This window comes from Mesorhizobium sp. M1163, assembly GCF_040318415.1.
GTDB lineage: Bacteria > Pseudomonadota > Alphaproteobacteria > Rhizobiales > Rhizobiaceae > Mesorhizobium.
The window spans coordinates 17,143-33,000 of record NZ_JAMYMF010000043.1 but is presented as its reverse complement, the minus strand read 5'-3'; the positions used below and the strand labels follow the sequence as shown (position 1 = coordinate 33,000).

The following is a 15,858-nucleotide window of genomic DNA, read 5'->3' as shown; positions in this document are numbered from 1 at the left end:
CTCCCCGAAAGTCTGGAGAAGAACATGTCCGCTTCCAACGCCATCGTTGTCGCCAGTGCGGCGCGCACGCCTGTCGGCTCCTTCAACGGCGCCTTCGCCAACACGCCAGCTCATGAACTGGGTGCCGTCGCCGTCAGGGAAGCGCTTGCCCGCGCCGGCGTCGACGGCAAGGAGGTGGACGAGGTCATTCTCGGCCAGATCCTGACCGCGGCTCAAGGGCAGAACCCGGCGCGGCAGGCGGCCATGGCCGCCGGCGTGCCGCAGGAGGCGACCTCCTGGGGCCTGAACCAGCTCTGCGGCTCCGGCCTGCGCGCCATCGCGCTCGGCATGCAGCAGATCGCCCAGGGCGATGCAAAAATCATCGTTGCCGGCGGCCAGGAATCGATGTCGATGGCTCCGCATGCGCAGCATCTGCGCGGTGGCGTCAAGATGGGCGATTTCAAGCTGATCGACACCATGATCAAGGACGGCCTGACCGATGCCTTCTATGGTTATCATATGGGCAACACGGCGGAGAACGTCGCCCGCCAGTTCCAAATCACCCGCGACGACCAGGACCAGTTCGCACTGGCTTCCCAGAACAAGGCCGAGGCTGCGCAGAAAGGCGGAAAATTCAACGACGAGATCGTTGCCTTCACAGTCAAGGGCAGGAAGGGCGACACGATAGTCGACCAGGACGAGTACATCCGCCATGGCGCGACGATCGACGCCATGACCAAGCTCAAGCCCGCCTTCGACAAAGACGGCACGGTGACAGCAGCCAATGCTTCCGGCATCAATGACGGCGCCGCCGCCGTGGTGCTGATGACCGAAGCGGAAGCCGCAAGGCGCGGCATCACGCCGCTGGTGCGTATCGTTTCCTGGGCGACCGCCGGCGTTGACCCGCAGATCATGGGGACGGGACCGATCCCCTCCTCGCGCAAGGCGCTGGCCAAGGCCGGCTGGTCGGTCGGCGACCTCGATCTGGTCGAAGCCAACGAGGCCTTCGCCGCGCAGGCCTGCGCCGTCAACAAGGACATGGGCTGGGACCCGTCCATCGTCAACGTCAATGGCGGCGCCATCGCCATCGGCCATCCGGTCGGCGCCTCGGGCGCCCGCATCTTCAACACGCTGGTCTACGAAATGCGTCGCAGAAGTGCCAAGAAAGGTCTTGCCACGCTGTGCATCGGCGGCGGCATGGGCGTTGCCATGTGCGTGGAAGCATTGTGATGAGATAAGCGATACGAATAGGATACTGGCGCAAAGCGAGTAGGGAATAGAGGGCAAAACCTACCGCTTCAACGCTCAGTCATCTGCATTTCCCGGGAGGACACATGACAAAGGTTGCAATCGTCACAGGCGGGTCGCGCGGCATCGGCGCGGCGATATCGGTCGCCTTGAAAAGCGCCGGCTATTCGGTTGCCGCAAACTACGCCGGCAATGAGGAAGCGGCAGCAAAGTTCAAGGCAGCGACCGGCATCCCGGTCTACAAATGGTCGGTTGCCGACTACGAGGCCTGCGCTGCCGGCATCAAACAGGTAGAGGCCGATCTCGGTCCCGTATCGGTGCTGGTCAACAATGCAGGCATCACGCGCGACGCGATGTTCCACAAGATGACGCGCGAGCAATGGAAAGAGGTCCTCGACACCAACCTTTCCGGCGTCTTCAACATGACGCATCCGTTGTGGGGCGGCATGCGCGACCGCAAATTCGGCCGCGTCATCACCATCTCCTCGATCAATGGCCAGAAAGGGCAGGTCGGCCAGGTCAATTATTCGGCCTCGAAGGCCGGCGATATCGGCTTCACCAAGGCGTTGGCCCAGGAAGGCGCGCGCGCCGGCATCACCGTCAACGTCATCTGCCCCGGCTACATCGCCACCGAGATGGTCAAAGCGATGGACGAGAAGGTGCTCAACGAGCGTGTCCTTCCGCAGATCCCGGTCGGCCGTCTCGGCGAGCCGGAGGAGATCGCGCGCTGCGTCGTCTTCCTCGCTTCCGACGATGCCGGGTTCATCACCGGCTCGACCATATCAGCCAATGGCGGGCAGTACATCGCCTGACCGTTTATCTTTACGTTGAGATAGATACGCGCTTGGACGAACGGGCCTGCAAAACGGCCCGTTTCTATAGCGGTCTTCCCGTTGCAAGATCTCGATTCAGCACGCTGCCCCAATCCGGCACGCAAAGGTTAACGGCCGCTGCGCAGCCTGTGCAAAAACTGCCCGGCAGCCTGTGGATTCTCGGTGGAAAAGCTGTTCACAACACAACATGTTGCGGTGAACAAACCAAGAAACTTTGCCTATCGCTGATTCGTCGCCGATTCGTTCCGGCTTTGAGCGGAACGTTAACGGCGAGAGCCGAAAACACCCTCGAAATGATTAAAGCGCATTAGGAAACATCAATAATTTCATAATGTTGGGCGAAGCAGATTGGCCGGCCACGATCATTCACCGGCAAAGGTTAACGGTGGTGCTCGTTTGAATGCCGCCTGCATGAATCGGGCCAGTTTCTGTGATTCAGCATGTGGTGAGACTCGCCGGCAGAAATCCCAGATGTAGCCGTGAACAAAACCTGAATCAGCGCGAGTCAGTGATTCGTCGCTGATTCGTTCCAGACTCGTTCCAACTGTTAATCGGGAACAGATTTCTGGCTTCGAACCGACCAATCAGCCTGCCCTCGGCACATTCCGCTTTCGCTTCGCGCCCGAAATCCCTATGTGTCGCCTGTCATACGCGGCCAATATGGGCGCGCTCCCGACAATGCGAGGCAGAGAGCCTTATTTCCAGGCCGATGAACATCCATCCGAAACACACTGAACCGCTGATCCTGTCGGGTCGAGACGTGACGGCCGTGCTCGGCCCGACCAATACCGGCAAGACCCATCTCGCCATCGAACGCATGGTGGCGCATGAGAGCGGCGTCATCGGCCTACCGCTCAGGCTGCTTGCCCGCGAGGTCTATACGCGCGTCTGCGAGAAGGTCGGCGCCCATAAGGTTGCGCTCATCACCGGCGAGGAAAAGATCCAGCCGGCGGGCGCGAAATACTCGGTCTGCACGGTGGAAGCGATGCCGCGCGAGACCGACGCCGCCTTCGTTGCCATCGACGAGGTCCAGCTCGCTGGCGATCTCGAACGCGGCCACATCTTCACCGATCGCATCCTGCATCTGCGCGGCCGCCAGGAGACGCTGCTGCTGGGTGCGGCCACCATGCACGGCATTCTGCAGCGCCTGCTGCGGGGCGTGTCGGTGGTGACCCGGCCACGGCTGTCGCATCTTGCCTATGCCGGCTCGAAGAAGCTGACCCGCCTGCCGCGGCGCACCGCGATCGTCGCCTTCTCGGCCGACGAGGTCTATGCCATCGCCGAGCTGATCCGCCGCCAGCAGGGCGGTGCCGCCGTCGTGCTCGGCGCGCTCAGCCCGCGCACCCGCAACGCCCAGGTGGCGCTGTTCCAGTCGGGCGATGTCGACTACCTCGTCGCCACCGACGCCATCGGCATGGGCCTCAACCTCGACCTCGACCACGTCGCCTTCGCCCAGAATCGCAAATTCGACGGCTACCAGTACCGCAACCTGACCGCGGCCGAGCTCGGCCAGATTGCCGGCCGTGCCGGCCGGCATCTGCGCGACGGCACCTTCGGCGTCACCGGCCAGGTCGATCCGCTGGATGAGGAATTGGTCAAGAAGATCGAGGCGCATGATTTCGATCCGGTGAAAGTGCTGCAGTGGCGTACCGCGCATTTCGATTTCGCCAACCTCGATGCGCTGAAGCGCTCGATCGAGACCAACGCCCCGGTCGAAGGCCTGACGCGCGCACTGCCGGCCGTGGACGCGCAGGCGCTCGAGCATCTGTCGCGCGACGAGGACATCCGGGCACTCACCACCGACGCCAGGCGGGTGGCGCTGCTGTGGGAAGCCTGCGCGCTGCCCGACTACAGGAAGATCGCGCCGGCCCAGCACGCCGACTTGATCGCCTCCATCTACATGGACCTTGCCAGGCACGGCCATGTCGACGAGAACTACATGGCCGAGCAGGTGCGCCGCGCCGACACCACTGAAGGCGATATCGACACGCTATCGCACAGGATTGCCCAGATCCGCACATGGACCTTCGTTTCCAACCGGCCCGGCTGGCTGGCCGATCGGGCACACTGGCAGGAAAAGACGCGCGAAATCGAAGACAGACTGTCGGATGCGCTGCATGAGCGGTTGACGAAACGTTTTGTAGACCGCAGGACTTCCGTCCTCATGCGGCGCCTTAGAGAAAACACGATGCCTGAAGCCGAAATCAGCCCAACCGGAACCGTCCTCGTCGAAGGCCATCACGTCGGCGAGTTGCAGGGTTTCCGCTTCACCGCCGACCAGAGCGCCGGCGGCGAGGACGCCAAGGCGGTGCGGGCGGCGGCGCAGAAGGCGCTTGCCGCCGAGTTCGAGGCGCGTGCCGAACGCTTCGGCGCCTCGGCCAATGGCGACATCGCGCTGGGTTCGGATGGCACGCTGCGCTGGATCGGCGCGCCGATCGGCACGCTGGTCGCTGGCGAAGACGCTTTGAAGCCGCGTCTCGTTCTGCTCGCCGACGAGCAACTCACCGGCCCGGCCCGCGACAAGGTTGCGGCGCGCGCCGAGCGCTTCGTCAATTTCCAGATCGAATCCCTGCTGAAGCCGCTGGTCGATCTCAAGAATGCCGAGCAGATCACCGGCATCGGCCGCGGCATCGCTTTCCAGCTCGTCGAGCATTTCGGCCTCATTAACCGTCGCGACATCGCCGACGAGATGAAGTCGCTCGACCAGGAGGGCCGCGCGGCGCTTCGCCGTCTCGGCGTGCGCTTCGGCGCCTACCATGTCTTCGTGCCGGCGCTGATCAAGCCGGCGCCGGCCGGGTTGATAACGATGCTGTGGGCGCTGAGAAACGACGGCAAGGACAAGCCCGGCTTCGGCGATGTCGTTCACGCACTGGCCTCCGGCCGCACCTCGGTGGTCATCGATCCAACCTTCGACAAGACCTTCTACAAGCTGGCGGGCTACCGCAATCTTGGCCGGCGTGCTGTACGCGTCGATATTCTCGAACGGCTGGCCGACCTGATCCGGCCGGCGACCAACTGGAAGCCGGGCCTCGGACCTCGCCCCGACGGCGCCTATGACGGTCAGTCCTTCATGGTGACGCCGCCGATGATGTCGATCCTCGGCGCCACCGCCGACGACATGGAAGAAATCCTGAAGGGGCTCGGCTATCGCGCCGATGCCAAGCCGGCGGCCGAGGTCAAGGCGCGGCTCGAAGCACAGGACAATGCCGCGCGTGAAGCGGCCGCTGCAAAGCAGGCGGCGGAAGAGGCAACGCGAGCCGAGCAGGCGAGGATGGCGGAAGCAGCTGCCGCGGCAGAGCCGCCGGCGGAGGTTTCGGCGGAGGCTTCGGAGCCTGTGTCGGATGCGGCTCCTGTTGCGGAGGCGGCCGAAGCCGTGACCGAAGCGGCGGCGAAGCCTGTCGCGGAAGACCAGCCGGAAGCTCCAGCCCCTGAAGCTGCGGCAGAAGTCACGCAAGAGACCCAGCCCGCCGCCGAAGCGGCTGCAGAACCAGCGGCTGAGCCAAGGACGGAACTTGGGGCGGAAACTGAGGCTACGGCACCGGCAGAGCCGCCGGTTTCCGACACTATGGAAGCATCGCCGGCCGAACCTGCAGCAACGGCGGAAGCCGTCGCCGGCGAAGCTGCCCCAGAAGCCGAGGAGCCAAAACCTGTGCTGTTGTGGCGGCAGGGTCGTTTCGACCAGCGCCCGCGTCATCGCCAGCATGACAACCGCCCCCGGGACAATCATCGGGACAGTCGCCCGCGCAATGGTCAAGCTGCGCCGGACGGCCGCAGCGATGCGCCGGTAGATGCCGGCGGGCAACCGACGCCGGGCGACCGGCCCGCCCGTCAAGGGCGCCACGATCAGCGCGACGGCGCCGGCAAGCCACGCTTCGACCGCAGCAAGTTCAAGCCCAAGCCGCAAGGCGAGGCGGCAGAGCAGCGCGCCGGCAAGCCGCAAGGCGAACGCCTCGACCGGCGCGAAAACCGGCCCGACTGGAAGGCTGGACGGCAGGACGGCAAAGGCGGCGCCCAAGGCGCAAAGCCCGCCTTCCAGCCAAAGCCGCGTGAGGAACGCCCGGTCCGCTTCGATCCGGACTCGCCCTTCGCCAAGCTCGCCGCGTTGCGCGACCAGCTGAAGAAGTAAGCTGTTCGTCCGATGGTCACTGATGCCCGCCAGCGCATCGACAAGTGGCTGTTCTTCTCGCGCGCGGTAAAATCACGCACGCTGGCAGCCAAGCTGGTCGTCACCGGACGCGTCCGCATCAATCGCGACAAAGCAGCGCAGGCATCCGATACGGTCCGGCCGGGTGACGTTTTGACCATCACGCTCGAGCGGCGGATCTTCGTCTGGAAAGTCCTTGGCACCGGCGCACGGCGCGGCCCGGCCGAAGAAGCCCGCCTGCTTTACGAGGACATGTCGCCGCCCCCCGCGCCCAAGGGCGAGGCGCTTCCGGATGCGGTGCCGCCGTTGCGCGAGGCCGGCAGCGGTCGCCCGACGAAGAAGGAACGCCGCCAGACCGACCACCTGCTCGGCGACGATTGAGCAAGGTCGAACTTCCGCTTTGCCGGGCCTCTGGAATTCCATTCCGGAAACCCCGGCACCGCTGGCAAGGGCTGCCCTTGCCAGCGGCGGACAAAGGCGTTACCTCACCAAAAAAGCCCAACAAAATGGGACGTCCCGGAGCCGACCAATGACCTATGTCGTGACCGACAATTGCATAAAATGCAAATACATGGACTGCATCGAGGTCTGTCCGGTCGACTGTTTCTACGAAGGTGAGAACATGCTCGTCATCCACCCGGACGAGTGCATCGACTGCGGCGTCTGCGAACCGGAATGCCCGGCCGACGCGATCAAGCCCGACACCGAGTCGGGCCTCGACAAATGGCTGCAGATCAACACCGAATATGCCGATAAATGGCCCAACATCACCGCCAAGAAGGAGCCCCCGGCCGACGCCAAATCCTTCGACGGGGAAGCTGGCAAATTCGAGAAATATTTCTCCCCGGAGCCCGGCGAAGGCGATTAACGAGAGCGCTGATTGCGGCAGCCTGACGCGGCGTAACAGACGTGATACATTAACTGCCTTGACAGGCGGCGATGGCGCATGGCCTTCGCGCGTGCAGCAAAACCTTGATTCTTCCGACTTTTTGTGTTATATCAGCCCAACATGCCGGTGACACAACGTCGATTTATGGCGCAAACGCCCCAAATCACTGAAAGGTGAATTTCTCAATCCGGACCAGAGCGATCTGGGGCAGGCGGTCGCAATGTTGCGATTTGCCGGTCCTGGCCTTCCGGTGAGTTCATCGTTGTGTGGCTAAGGACCGGTCACACCGGTCGCACGAGTTCGGGCCGGCACGATGCCGGTACCACAACAAGGAGTTCAGGGCGTAATGGCAACGATCACCCCGCAGAAGAAGTCCACCGCAGCGCGCCACGGTTTCAAGACCGGCGAGTACATCGTCTATCCGGCGCATGGTGTCGGCCAGATCGTCTCGATCGATGAGCAGGAAGTCGCGGGCCACAAGCTGGAACTGTTCGTCATCGACTTCCAGAAGGACAAGATGCGCCTCAAGGTGCCGGTCGCCAAGGCGACCTCGATCGGCATGCGCAAGCTGTCGGAAGAGGATTATGTCGAGCGCGCGCTGAAGGTCGTGCAGGGCCGCGCCCGCGTCAAGCGCACCATGTGGTCGCGCCGCGCCCAGGAATATGATGCCAAGATTAACTCCGGCGATCTGATCTCGATCTCGGAAGTGGTGCGCGACCTCTATCGCGCCGACAACCAGCCGGAGCAGTCCTATTCCGAGCGCCAGCTCTACGAGGCGGCCCTCGACCGCATGGCCCGCGAGATCGCGGCCGTCAACCGCATGTCGGAGACCGAAGCGGTGCGCCTTATCGAGGTAAACCTCAACAAGGGCCCGAAGCGCGGCGCCAAGGCCGACAACGAGGAAGCCGAGCAGGAAGAGGCTGCCTGAGCTTTTCGCCTTCGAATTCAGAAAAACCCGGCCTCGCGCCGGGTTTTTTGTTTTGGCTGACCGGCGAATGCATTGCTAACCTTCGCCACCGCCCTCCCTTTCCGCCTCCTGCTTCAGCGTCGCGATGAACCGCTTGGTCCGCTGGCGCTCCGGGTTGCTGAACAGCACCGCGGCCGGCCCTTGTTCGACGATGTTGCCGGCATCGAGGAACACCACTTCCCGCGCGATCTTGGAGGCGAGCCGCAGATCATGCGTCGCCATCACCATGGTCGTGCCCTCGCTGGCGAGCCTGCCGAGCACGTCGACCACCTCTTGCGCCAGTTCCGGATCGAGTGCAGAGGTCGGCTCGTCGCAGAGCAGCACTTGCGGCGACGGCGCCAGCGCCCGGGCAATCGCCACGCGCTGCTGCTGGCCGCCTGACAGCGTCGCCGGCCAGGCGTCGGCCTTGTGCGCCATGCCGACCTTTTCGAGCAGAGCCAACGCCCGCTCACGCGCCTGCTCCTTGGGCCATTTCAGCACCGTCACCAGCCCCTCCATGATGTTCTCGATCGCGGTGCGATGCGGAAACAGCTGGAAATTCTGGAACACCATGCCGGTCTGCAGCCGCAGCCGCTGGATATCCCTGGTCGAGACCCTGCCGCCGGGGTGGAATTCGAGTGCATCGTCGCCGATCCGCACCGTGCCTGAAGTCGGCAGCTCGAGCAGGTTGATGCAGCGCAAAAGCGTGCTTTTCCCGCCTCCCGATGGCCCGACAAGCGCGGTGACGCTGCCTTCCTCGATAGTGACGGTCACACCCTTCAGCACCAAATTGTCGCCGAAGCGCTTTTCGATGTTGGTGAGGCCGATCACGAGCGCGCCTCCAGGAAGCCGCCATAGCGGTTGAGCCGCGTTTCCAATCGGGCTTGCAAGGCCGACAGCACGGAGCTCATGACCAGGTAGAGAGCCGCTGCCTCGACATAGAGGATCAGCGGCTCATAGGTGGTGGCGACGATACGCTGCGCCGCCTGGAACATCTCCGGCACGGTAATGGCGGCGGCGAGCGATGTGTCCTTTACCAGCGAGATGAAGGTGTTGGACAGCGGCGGCACGGCGACGCGCCCCGCCTGTGGAAGAATGGTGCGCCGCATTGCCTGGGCCCATGTCATGCCGATCGAATAGGCCGCTTCCCACTGGCCCTTCGGCACCGAACCGATGACGGCGCGGATGATTTCCGACGAATAGGCGCCGATGTTCAAGGTAAAGCCGATCAGTGCTGCCGGAAAAGCGTCGAGCAGGATGCCGACCGATGGCAGGCCGTAGAAGATAAGGAACAGTTGCACGAGAAGCGGCGTGCCGCGGAAGATCCAGACGTAGAACCGGACCACCGCGACCAGCGGTTTGGGACCGAACAGCCGGACAAGCGCCACGACCAGGCCGAGGACAAGACCGAACGCAAACGACAGCAGCGTCAACGGCACGGTGAAGATCAGTGCAGCCCACAGCAGCGTAGGCAGGGATTCCAGCATCAATTGCAGCCAGTGCGGCACGAAGCCTCCTCCTTGCCAGATTGCCGTCGCTCATATCACGCGAAAGCGGCGGGCCGTCAAAGACAGCTCGCCGCGACATGAACGACGCGGGCCGGCATTCGGCCCACGCGAGAAAAGCCGCTTACTTCGAAACGTCCTGGCCGAAATAGGTATCGGCGATTTTCTGGTAGGTGCCGTCGGCCTTGATGTCGGCCAGCGCCTTATTGATGGCGGCCACCAGTTCCGGATCGCCCTTGCGCACGATGACGCCGGAATAGTCGGCGTTTTCTTCCTGCGCGGCAATCTTCACATTGGCGTCGGGCTTGTGCTTCTTGAAGTCGAGGAAGGACAGGCTGTCGTTGATGGTGGCGTCGGCGCGGCCGGTGAGAAGAAGCTGGATCGACTGGTCGAAGCCGTCGGTGCCGACGAGCTCGGCGCCATTGGTTTCAGCCAGCTTGCCGAAATTCGAGGTCAGTGACTGCGCCGCCTTCTTGCCCTTGAGATCGGCGAAACCCTTGATGTCGGTGTTGTCGCCACGCACGATCAGCACCGCCTTGGAGGCGATGTAAGGATCGGAGAAATCATATTTGGCCTTGCGCGCCTCGGTGATGCCGACCTCGTTGATGACGGCATCGTAGCGGTTGGCATCGAGACCGGCGATCAGCCCGTCCCATTTGCCTTCGAGGAACTGGGCTTTGACGCCGAGGCGCTCGGCGATGGCCCGGGCGATCTCGACGTCGAAGCCGACCAGCGCGCCGGAAGCATCATGATAGGTGAAGGGCGCATAGGTTCCTTCCGTGCCGATCTTGAAGACGCCGGACTGCTTGATCTGGTCGAGATTGGCGCCGGCATGACCGGCGGCGATGGCCAGGACCTGCAGCGTTCCGGCGACAATGAGCGATTTGAGCGATTTCATTTTTCTGTGATCCCGTCCTTGGCCGATGTCCGGCGTCGTTGCGAGTGCCGGAAAATGACAGACGCGCGATGCCAAAATAAGAAACTAAATTTCAAAAATCTCGCGCTCTTGAAATCCCATTCTCAACCAACACCTCCCGGCGCCACCCGGCTGAATCAAGGCCAATGGCGAATCGCCTGGAACAGCGCAATCGGCATGACAGTCCGGGGGAACATTCCCCCGCATCGCACGTTCTTGGCTGTTGTAGGGCGCGGCGCCGCCATTTCAACCATCGGCGTCAACTCACGATTCAGCGATCGCACCGCAACGCCTGAAGCAGGAGCGCGGCATGATGCAAGACAGTGCAGGACGGACCATGGTTCGCGCGGCGATGAAAGCCCCTTACCTGGAGCGCGACGAAGAGCATCTCCTGGCGCTGCGCTGGAAGGAGAACAATGACCAGCACGCGCTGCACCGCATCACCGTCGCCCATATGCGGCTGGTCATTTCCATGGCGTCGCGGTTCCGCCACTACGGCCTTCCCCTGGGCGACCTGATCCAGGAAGGCCATGTCGGGCTGCTGGAGGCCGCCGCCCGTTTCGAGCCCGAGCGCGAGGTGCGGTTCTCGACCTATGCGACATGGTGGATCCGCGCCTCGATGCAGGATTATATCCTGCGCAACTGGTCGATCGTGCGCGGCGGCACCAGCTCGGCGCAAAAGGCGCTGTTCTTCAACCTGCGGCGCCTACGCGCCCGCCTGGCAAACGGCGCCGAGCAGACGTCGAATGCCACGCTTTACCGCGAAGTGTCGGCGGCTCTCGGCGTTTCCGAAGCCGATGTGGCGATGATGGATTCCCGCCTTTCGGCACCCGACAGCTCGCTCAACACGCCGCTTGCCGACGATGCGGGCGCAACCGAGCGGATGGAGTTCCTGGTTTCGGATGACCCGCTGCCCGACGAGGTCGTCGGCGACACGATCGATGTCGAACGCCGCTCTGTCTGGCTGAAGACGGCGCTCGGCGCGCTCAATGCGCGAGAACTCAGGATTATCGAGGAGCGCCGGCTGAGCGACGAGGGCGCGACGCTCGAAGCGCTCGGCGAGACGCTCGGCATCTCCAAGGAACGTGTCCGGCAGATCGAGGCGCGCGCCATGGAAAAGCTCAAGGCGGCGCTGGTGAAGCAGAACCCGGAATTTCTCGCAGCCTGAATCGCGTCGGCTGCTATTTGTCGGTGACGATCTTGACCTTGTCGCCGGCCGAAACGGCGGCGCCCGGCGACAGCGCGTTGAGCACCCTGAACAAATCCAGCTTGCGGTCGACGCCGACCATCTGTGCGGCCAGGGAGCCCATTGTCTGGCCGGGCTGCACCGTGACGATGCGGATACGCAGCGGCTTCAACGCCGCCTTCTCGGCAGCACTCAGGATGCGGAACGAGCCGCTGACCGAGCGCGCCACCGTGCTCAGCGAGGTGCTGGCCGAAGGCGCCGCGGTCAGCAAGCGGTAGACCTGGCCGCCGGCGCGGATCACCGCAATATCGAATTGCCAGCCATCGGCGCCAGCATGCGCGGTTGCCGCTTCGTTGCCGTTGATCGTCTCCTGGCGCACGCTGCTGTCGTCGAGGCCGGCAACCCAGCCGCTGCGGATGTAGTCGGTCAGCGAGCGGCCCTTGTCGATCGAAACGCCGTCGAAGCGGATGGCGATGTCGCCCGGGCCTGTCGCCGTCACCGCCGCTGCCGAATTGTCGATGATGAAGCCGTTGGGCGCCGAGAACGACACGCCGAGGCCAGGATGCAGGAAAGTTTCGCCGCGCACATAGCCTTCCTCCGGTGTGTCGCCGTAAAGCAGCCCGTCTACGCCGGAAAGGAATGAATCGCGATCGCGCGACCCGACACCGGGCGCGCCGAACTGGCGGGCGTGGCGCTGCGCGAGGTCGATACGCTGCGGCGTGTTGGGGTGCGTCGCCAGGAAGTCGAGGCTGGCGTCGGTGGCGCCGCTGATCGAGCGGAAATCGGTATAGGCCGACATCGACTGCAAGAAGCGGCCGGCAGCGTAGGGATCGAAACCGGCTTCGCCGATCGATTTGATGCCGATGGCGTCGGCCTCCAGCTCCTGATTGCGCGAGAACTGGGCCAGCCTCAGCTTGCCGCGGATCAGCGCCGCCTTGGCCGTCGGGTTGTCGCCGAGCACATCCGAAACGACCTTGGTCGCCAACCCCTCTTCGGCTTCCAGCTGCTGGCGCTGCAGGCCGTGATTGGCCGTAACGTGGCCCATCTCATGCGCAATGACGGCGGCAAGCTCGGCTGAATCGTTGGCCAAGGCCAGCAGGCCCCGGGTGATGTAGAGATAGCCGCCCGGCAGCGCGAAGGCATTGACGTTGGGCGAGTTGAGGATGGTGATGCGGTAGGTCTGGGTCGGGTTGGCCGACACTACGGTCAGTCTGCCGACGATCTTGGCCACCATGCGCTCGAGCTTGGGGTCGGAATATTCTCCGCCATAGGTGGCGAGGATGCGCGGGTGCTGCGCCTTCGCCAGTTGGGCGAGCTTGCCGTTGGCGGCGACATTGTCGACCGTGATCGGCTTGTCTGAGGGCTGAAAGCCTGATTCCTGCACGTCGGGAGGCGTGAACATCTGGCAGCTTGCCAGCGCCACGGCAAGACCGGCCAGCGCCAGAAAGCGCGCCAGCGGTTTCACCCTCCGATTGTCGATGCCGGTCGGCAGATCGGCTTCCTTTCAAGTCCTGGCACGTGACCGTGAAAATCGGGCGCGATTTCCGGAAAGCATCACGCGCAAAATCAAGTGCTACGGCGTCCTTCGTGCGTCCGACAGATACGAGGCAGCAAGGGCAAATCACGGTCTAAGCCGGACCAGCTCCTGGCGGACCTAGCCACACTACCTCGACCATGGCAAGCAAGCGCCGCTTCGCCTTCCGCCGGTTTGACCATAAATTATGTCCGCTTCCGGGCAACATCTCGTGATCCAGCCGCAAACGGACCCGAGCCGATATAGCGTCGGAATGCCTCCGGTCCAGCCCCGACGAAAAAATCGGCCGCGGTGCCCGTCGCGGCAACCGTGCCACCATCCAGGAAAACCATGTTTTGCCCGATACGGCGCGCATCGTCCGGCTGGTGCGTGACGAATAGCACCGTCATGCGCTGCTCCGAATGGACGTCGGCGACCAGGTCGAGCATGTCGTCGCGCAGTGCCGGTCCGAGCGAAGCGAACGGCTCGTCGAGCAACAACACCGGCCGGTCGCGCACCAGGACCCGAGCGAGCGCGACGCGCTGCCGCTCACCGCCGGAGAGTTCGCGCGGCAGCCGGCTTTCCTTGCCGGCAAGGCCGACGCGCTTCAGCGCTGCGGCGATTGCGGCGCGGTCAGCCTCGCTCAGCATGAGCGAAGGCGAGCGGCCGAGCCCGACATTCTGCTCGAGGGACAGATGGGCAAACAGGTTGTTTTCCTGGAACACCATCGATACCGGCCGCGCTGATGGCGGCGCAGTGCTGACGTCGGCGCCGCCGATGAGCACGCGGCCTGACCGCGGCGCCTCGAAACCGGCCACCAGATTGAGCAGCGTCGACTTTCCCGAACCGCTCGGCCCCATGATGGCGGTGATTTCCGACGCCGGGAAATCGACATCGAATATAAGCGGCGTTTCACCATAGCTGAACGAGACATTATCGAGCCGCACGGCCGCGCCTTTTTCGACCGAAATCGACCGTTCCGGGCTGATCGGCATCATGATTTCTCCCTCCTTCCCAGCCAGTCCGCGGTCAGCACAAGCGCCAGGCAGACAAGGCCGAGCAGCAGCGCCAGGCCGGCCGCATCCTCGGTGCGGTAGCTGCCCATGCGCGCCAGCAACAGATAGGGCAATGTCTGCACGGAATCGCTGCCGAACAGCGCAATGACGCCGAGATCACCGAGCGACAGCGCCATGGCGAAGGCGAAGCCGGTGGCGAGCGGCCGCCGCAGCGACGGCCAGTCGACCAGACGCAACCGGTTCCAGCCCGAGATGCCAAGCTGTGCACAGAGCCGTTCGTGGCGTTCGCTCGCCGCGTCATAGGCGGGGCGGATGGCGCGGATGGCGAACGGCATCGCCATCACCGCATTGACCACAACCACCATGACAGGGGCGATCGCAAAGACATCGCTGACGCTGCGCAGGAGCAGGAACCAGCCGGCACCGATGACGATGGGCGGCACCACCAGGACGAACCCCGCACCGGTGTCGGCCAGGTGTTCGAGCAGCGTCCGCCTGCCGGTCCGCCGGGTGAGCGCCAGCGCCCGGCGCGCCATAACCAGCGACAGCGACAACGCCAAGGAGAGCAGCGCCGATAGGAGGGAGAGCACGGCACTGGTCGCCGTCGCTTGCCGCACCGCGCCCTCGCCGGCCAGGCGGCCGAGATCGGCGCCAAGCCCGGCCGACAGCGTAGCCGCCATCGGTCCGGCGACAAACAGCAGTGCCAGCCCGATCACCAGTGCGTTCAGCACGGTCTCGGCCGCACCGGCTGAAAAATACCGGCGCGGGGCTACCGGCAGATTGGCGTCGCCGGTCATACTGGCGCCAAGCCGCGTCAGTGCCAGCACGACGACGAAGGTCAGGGCAATCTGCAACAAGGTCAGCGTCACCGCCCGCGCCGGGTCGAAGTCGAAACGCAGCGCCTGGTATATGGCAACCTCCAGCGTCGTCGCGCGCGGCCCGCCGCCGAGCGTAAGCACGATGGTGAAGGAGGTGATGCACAGCATGAAAACGAGCCCGGCAACGCCCGGCAGGGCCGCACGCAACGCCGGCCATTCGATCAGCCGGAAGGCCGGCGCAGCACCCATGCCAAGCTGGCTCGCCAGCCGCCATTGGTTAGCCGGCACCGTCTGCAACGCTTCCAGGAACAGTCGCGTTGCCAGCGGCAGGTTGAAAAAGACGTGGGCGACGAGAATACCCGATAGGCCATAGATGCCGGGCCAGTTCTGGCCGCCAATCGCACCGAGCAAGCCGGCGAAATACCCGGCGCGGCCATAAAGTGCCAAGACACCGAGTGCGGCAACAATGGCCGGCAGCGCCAGCGGCACGGCGAAAAGCTGCAGGACAAAGCCTCGCCCGAAAAACTGTGGGTGCCGCGACAGGGCGCGCGCGACGAACAGCGCCGGTGCGACGGAGAGCAGGGTCGACAACAGAGCCTGCCAGAGCGTGAAGCGGGCAACACGGAGGAGATAGGAATCAAAGGCGGAGGCGGCGCCCGACAGGTCGCGCATGGCTTCGACGACGAGCCCGGCGAATGCCCCGCCGATCAGCAGCGCGATGGCGGCGAGCGCGACGATGCCGGCAGCGACGCGGGTATCCGATGATGGCGCGCGTTGCACGCTAGACCACCAGATTCGAGATTCTTAGCGAGGATTGCGTTCCTTCGCGCGCCCCTCTGTCCTGCCGGACATCTCCCCCACATGG

General features: G+C 64.1%; 14 protein-coding genes. 8 read left to right on the top strand and 6 right to left on the bottom strand.

Features of this window, described 5'->3' with window-relative positions:
• Nucleotides 1-24 precede the first annotated feature (24 nt).
• From NKH43_RS30385 to NKH43_RS30355, 7 genes are all read left to right on the top strand, one after another.
• Nucleotides 25-1,209, top strand: coding sequence for an acetyl-CoA C-acetyltransferase (locus NKH43_RS30385; protein ID WP_352480897.1), 1,185 nt, complete (start codon nucleotides 25-27; stop codon nucleotides 1,207-1,209).
• A 104-nt stretch (nucleotides 1,210-1,313) separates the two neighbouring features.
• Nucleotides 1,314-2,039 (top strand): acetoacetyl-CoA reductase, encoded by a 726-nt coding sequence (gene phbB / locus NKH43_RS30380; protein WP_023721015.1) that lies wholly within the window; start codon nucleotides 1,314-1,316, stop codon nucleotides 2,037-2,039.
• 32 nt (nucleotides 2,040-2,071) lie between these two features.
• Nucleotides 2,072-2,371, top strand: coding sequence for a hypothetical protein (locus tag NKH43_RS30375; protein WP_352480898.1), 300 nt, complete (start codon nucleotides 2,072-2,074; stop codon nucleotides 2,369-2,371).
• A 398-nt stretch (nucleotides 2,372-2,769) separates the two neighbouring features.
• Nucleotides 2,770-6,186: a helicase-related protein gene (locus NKH43_RS30370; RefSeq protein WP_352861279.1), complete on the top strand. Its 3,417-nt coding sequence runs from the start codon at nucleotides 2,770-2,772 to the stop codon at nucleotides 6,184-6,186.
• A gap of 12 nt (nucleotides 6,187-6,198) precedes the next feature.
• Nucleotides 6,199-6,585: an RNA-binding S4 domain-containing protein gene (locus tag NKH43_RS30365; RefSeq protein ID WP_023721017.1), complete on the top strand. Its 387-nt coding sequence runs from the start codon at nucleotides 6,199-6,201 to the stop codon at nucleotides 6,583-6,585.
• Nucleotides 6,586-6,733: 148 nt separating this feature from the next.
• Nucleotides 6,734-7,072, top strand: a complete 339-nt coding sequence (gene fdxA, locus NKH43_RS30360) for a ferredoxin FdxA (protein ID WP_023721018.1) — start codon at nucleotides 6,734-6,736, stop codon at nucleotides 7,070-7,072.
• A 367-nt stretch (nucleotides 7,073-7,439) separates the two neighbouring features.
• Complete coding sequence (locus tag NKH43_RS30355; protein WP_006327799.1) at nucleotides 7,440-8,021, top strand: CarD family transcriptional regulator; 582 nt, start codon at nucleotides 7,440-7,442, stop codon at nucleotides 8,019-8,021.
• Between the two features lie 75 nt (nucleotides 8,022-8,096).
• Here the strand turns inward: NKH43_RS30355 and NKH43_RS30350 are convergent, their stop codons facing one another.
• The 3 genes from NKH43_RS30350 to NKH43_RS30340 form a co-directional block, all read right to left on the bottom strand.
• Nucleotides 8,097-8,870, bottom strand: coding sequence for an amino acid ABC transporter ATP-binding protein (locus NKH43_RS30350; RefSeq protein WP_352861277.1), 774 nt, complete (start codon nucleotides 8,868-8,870; stop codon nucleotides 8,097-8,099).
• Nucleotides 8,867-9,547: an ABC transporter permease subunit gene (locus tag NKH43_RS30345; protein WP_352861275.1), complete on the bottom strand. Its 681-nt coding sequence runs from the start codon at nucleotides 9,545-9,547 to the stop codon at nucleotides 8,867-8,869. Before NKH43_RS30345 ends, NKH43_RS30350 begins: the two co-directional genes overlap by 4 nt.
• Before the next feature lie 121 nt (nucleotides 9,548-9,668).
• On the bottom strand, nucleotides 9,669-10,442 hold the full coding sequence (locus NKH43_RS30340) for an amino acid ABC transporter substrate-binding protein (RefSeq protein ID WP_352861273.1): 774 nt from the start codon (nucleotides 10,440-10,442) through the stop codon (nucleotides 9,669-9,671).
• A 328-nt stretch (nucleotides 10,443-10,770) separates the two neighbouring features.
• Here NKH43_RS30340 and NKH43_RS30335 point away from each other — a divergent pair, with 328 nt between their 5' ends.
• A complete protein-coding gene (locus NKH43_RS30335; RefSeq protein WP_031194549.1) occupies nucleotides 10,771-11,628 on the top strand; it encodes an RNA polymerase factor sigma-32 in 858 nt (285 codons plus the stop codon).
• A 13-nt stretch (nucleotides 11,629-11,641) separates the two neighbouring features.
• Here NKH43_RS30335 and NKH43_RS30330 read toward each other — a convergent pair whose 3' ends face one another.
• From NKH43_RS30330 to thiP, 3 genes are all read right to left on the bottom strand, one after another.
• On the bottom strand, nucleotides 11,642-13,048 hold the full coding sequence (locus NKH43_RS30330) for a M48 family metalloprotease (protein WP_502906523.1): 1,407 nt from the start codon (nucleotides 13,046-13,048) through the stop codon (nucleotides 11,642-11,644).
• 317 nt (nucleotides 13,049-13,365) lie between these two features.
• The gene (gene thiQ / locus NKH43_RS30325; protein ID WP_023721024.1) at nucleotides 13,366-14,157 is read right to left on the bottom strand and encodes a thiamine ABC transporter ATP-binding protein; all 792 of its coding nucleotides are present in this window, start codon (nucleotides 14,155-14,157) and stop codon (nucleotides 13,366-13,368) included.
• Nucleotides 14,154-15,773, bottom strand: coding sequence for a thiamine/thiamine pyrophosphate ABC transporter permease (gene thiP, locus NKH43_RS30320; RefSeq protein ID WP_352861269.1), 1,620 nt, complete (start codon nucleotides 15,771-15,773; stop codon nucleotides 14,154-14,156). Before thiP ends, thiQ begins: the two co-directional genes overlap by 4 nt.
• Nucleotides 15,774-15,858: the final 85 nt, after the last annotated feature.

Excerpts from the sequence above, each read along its gene's own strand:
- NKH43_RS30385 (WP_352480897.1), top strand. The coding sequence starts at position 25 with ATGTCCGCTTCCAACGCCATCGTTGTCGCCAGTGCGGCGCGCACGCCT.
- phbB (WP_023721015.1), top strand. The coding sequence starts at position 1,314 with ATGACAAAGGTTGCAATCGTCACAGGCGGGTCGCGCGGCATCGGCGCG.
- NKH43_RS30370 (WP_352861279.1), top strand. The coding sequence starts at position 2,770 with ATGAACATCCATCCGAAACACACTGAACCGCTGATCCTGTCGGGTCGA.
- NKH43_RS30365 (WP_023721017.1), top strand. The coding sequence starts at position 6,199 with ATGGTCACTGATGCCCGCCAGCGCATCGACAAGTGGCTGTTCTTCTCG.
- fdxA (WP_023721018.1), top strand. The coding sequence starts at position 6,734 with ATGACCTATGTCGTGACCGACAATTGCATAAAATGCAAATACATGGAC.
- NKH43_RS30355 (WP_006327799.1), top strand. The coding sequence starts at position 7,440 with ATGGCAACGATCACCCCGCAGAAGAAGTCCACCGCAGCGCGCCACGGT.
- NKH43_RS30340 (WP_352861273.1), bottom strand. The coding sequence starts at position 10,442 with ATGAAATCGCTCAAATCGCTCATTGTCGCCGGAACGCTGCAGGTCCTG.
- NKH43_RS30335 (WP_031194549.1), top strand. The coding sequence starts at position 10,771 with ATGATGCAAGACAGTGCAGGACGGACCATGGTTCGCGCGGCGATGAAA.
- NKH43_RS30330 (WP_502906523.1), bottom strand. The coding sequence starts at position 13,048 with ATGTTCACGCCTCCCGACGTGCAGGAATCAGGCTTTCAGCCCTCAGAC.
- thiQ (WP_023721024.1), bottom strand. The coding sequence starts at position 14,157 with ATGATGCCGATCAGCCCGGAACGGTCGATTTCGGTCGAAAAAGGCGCG.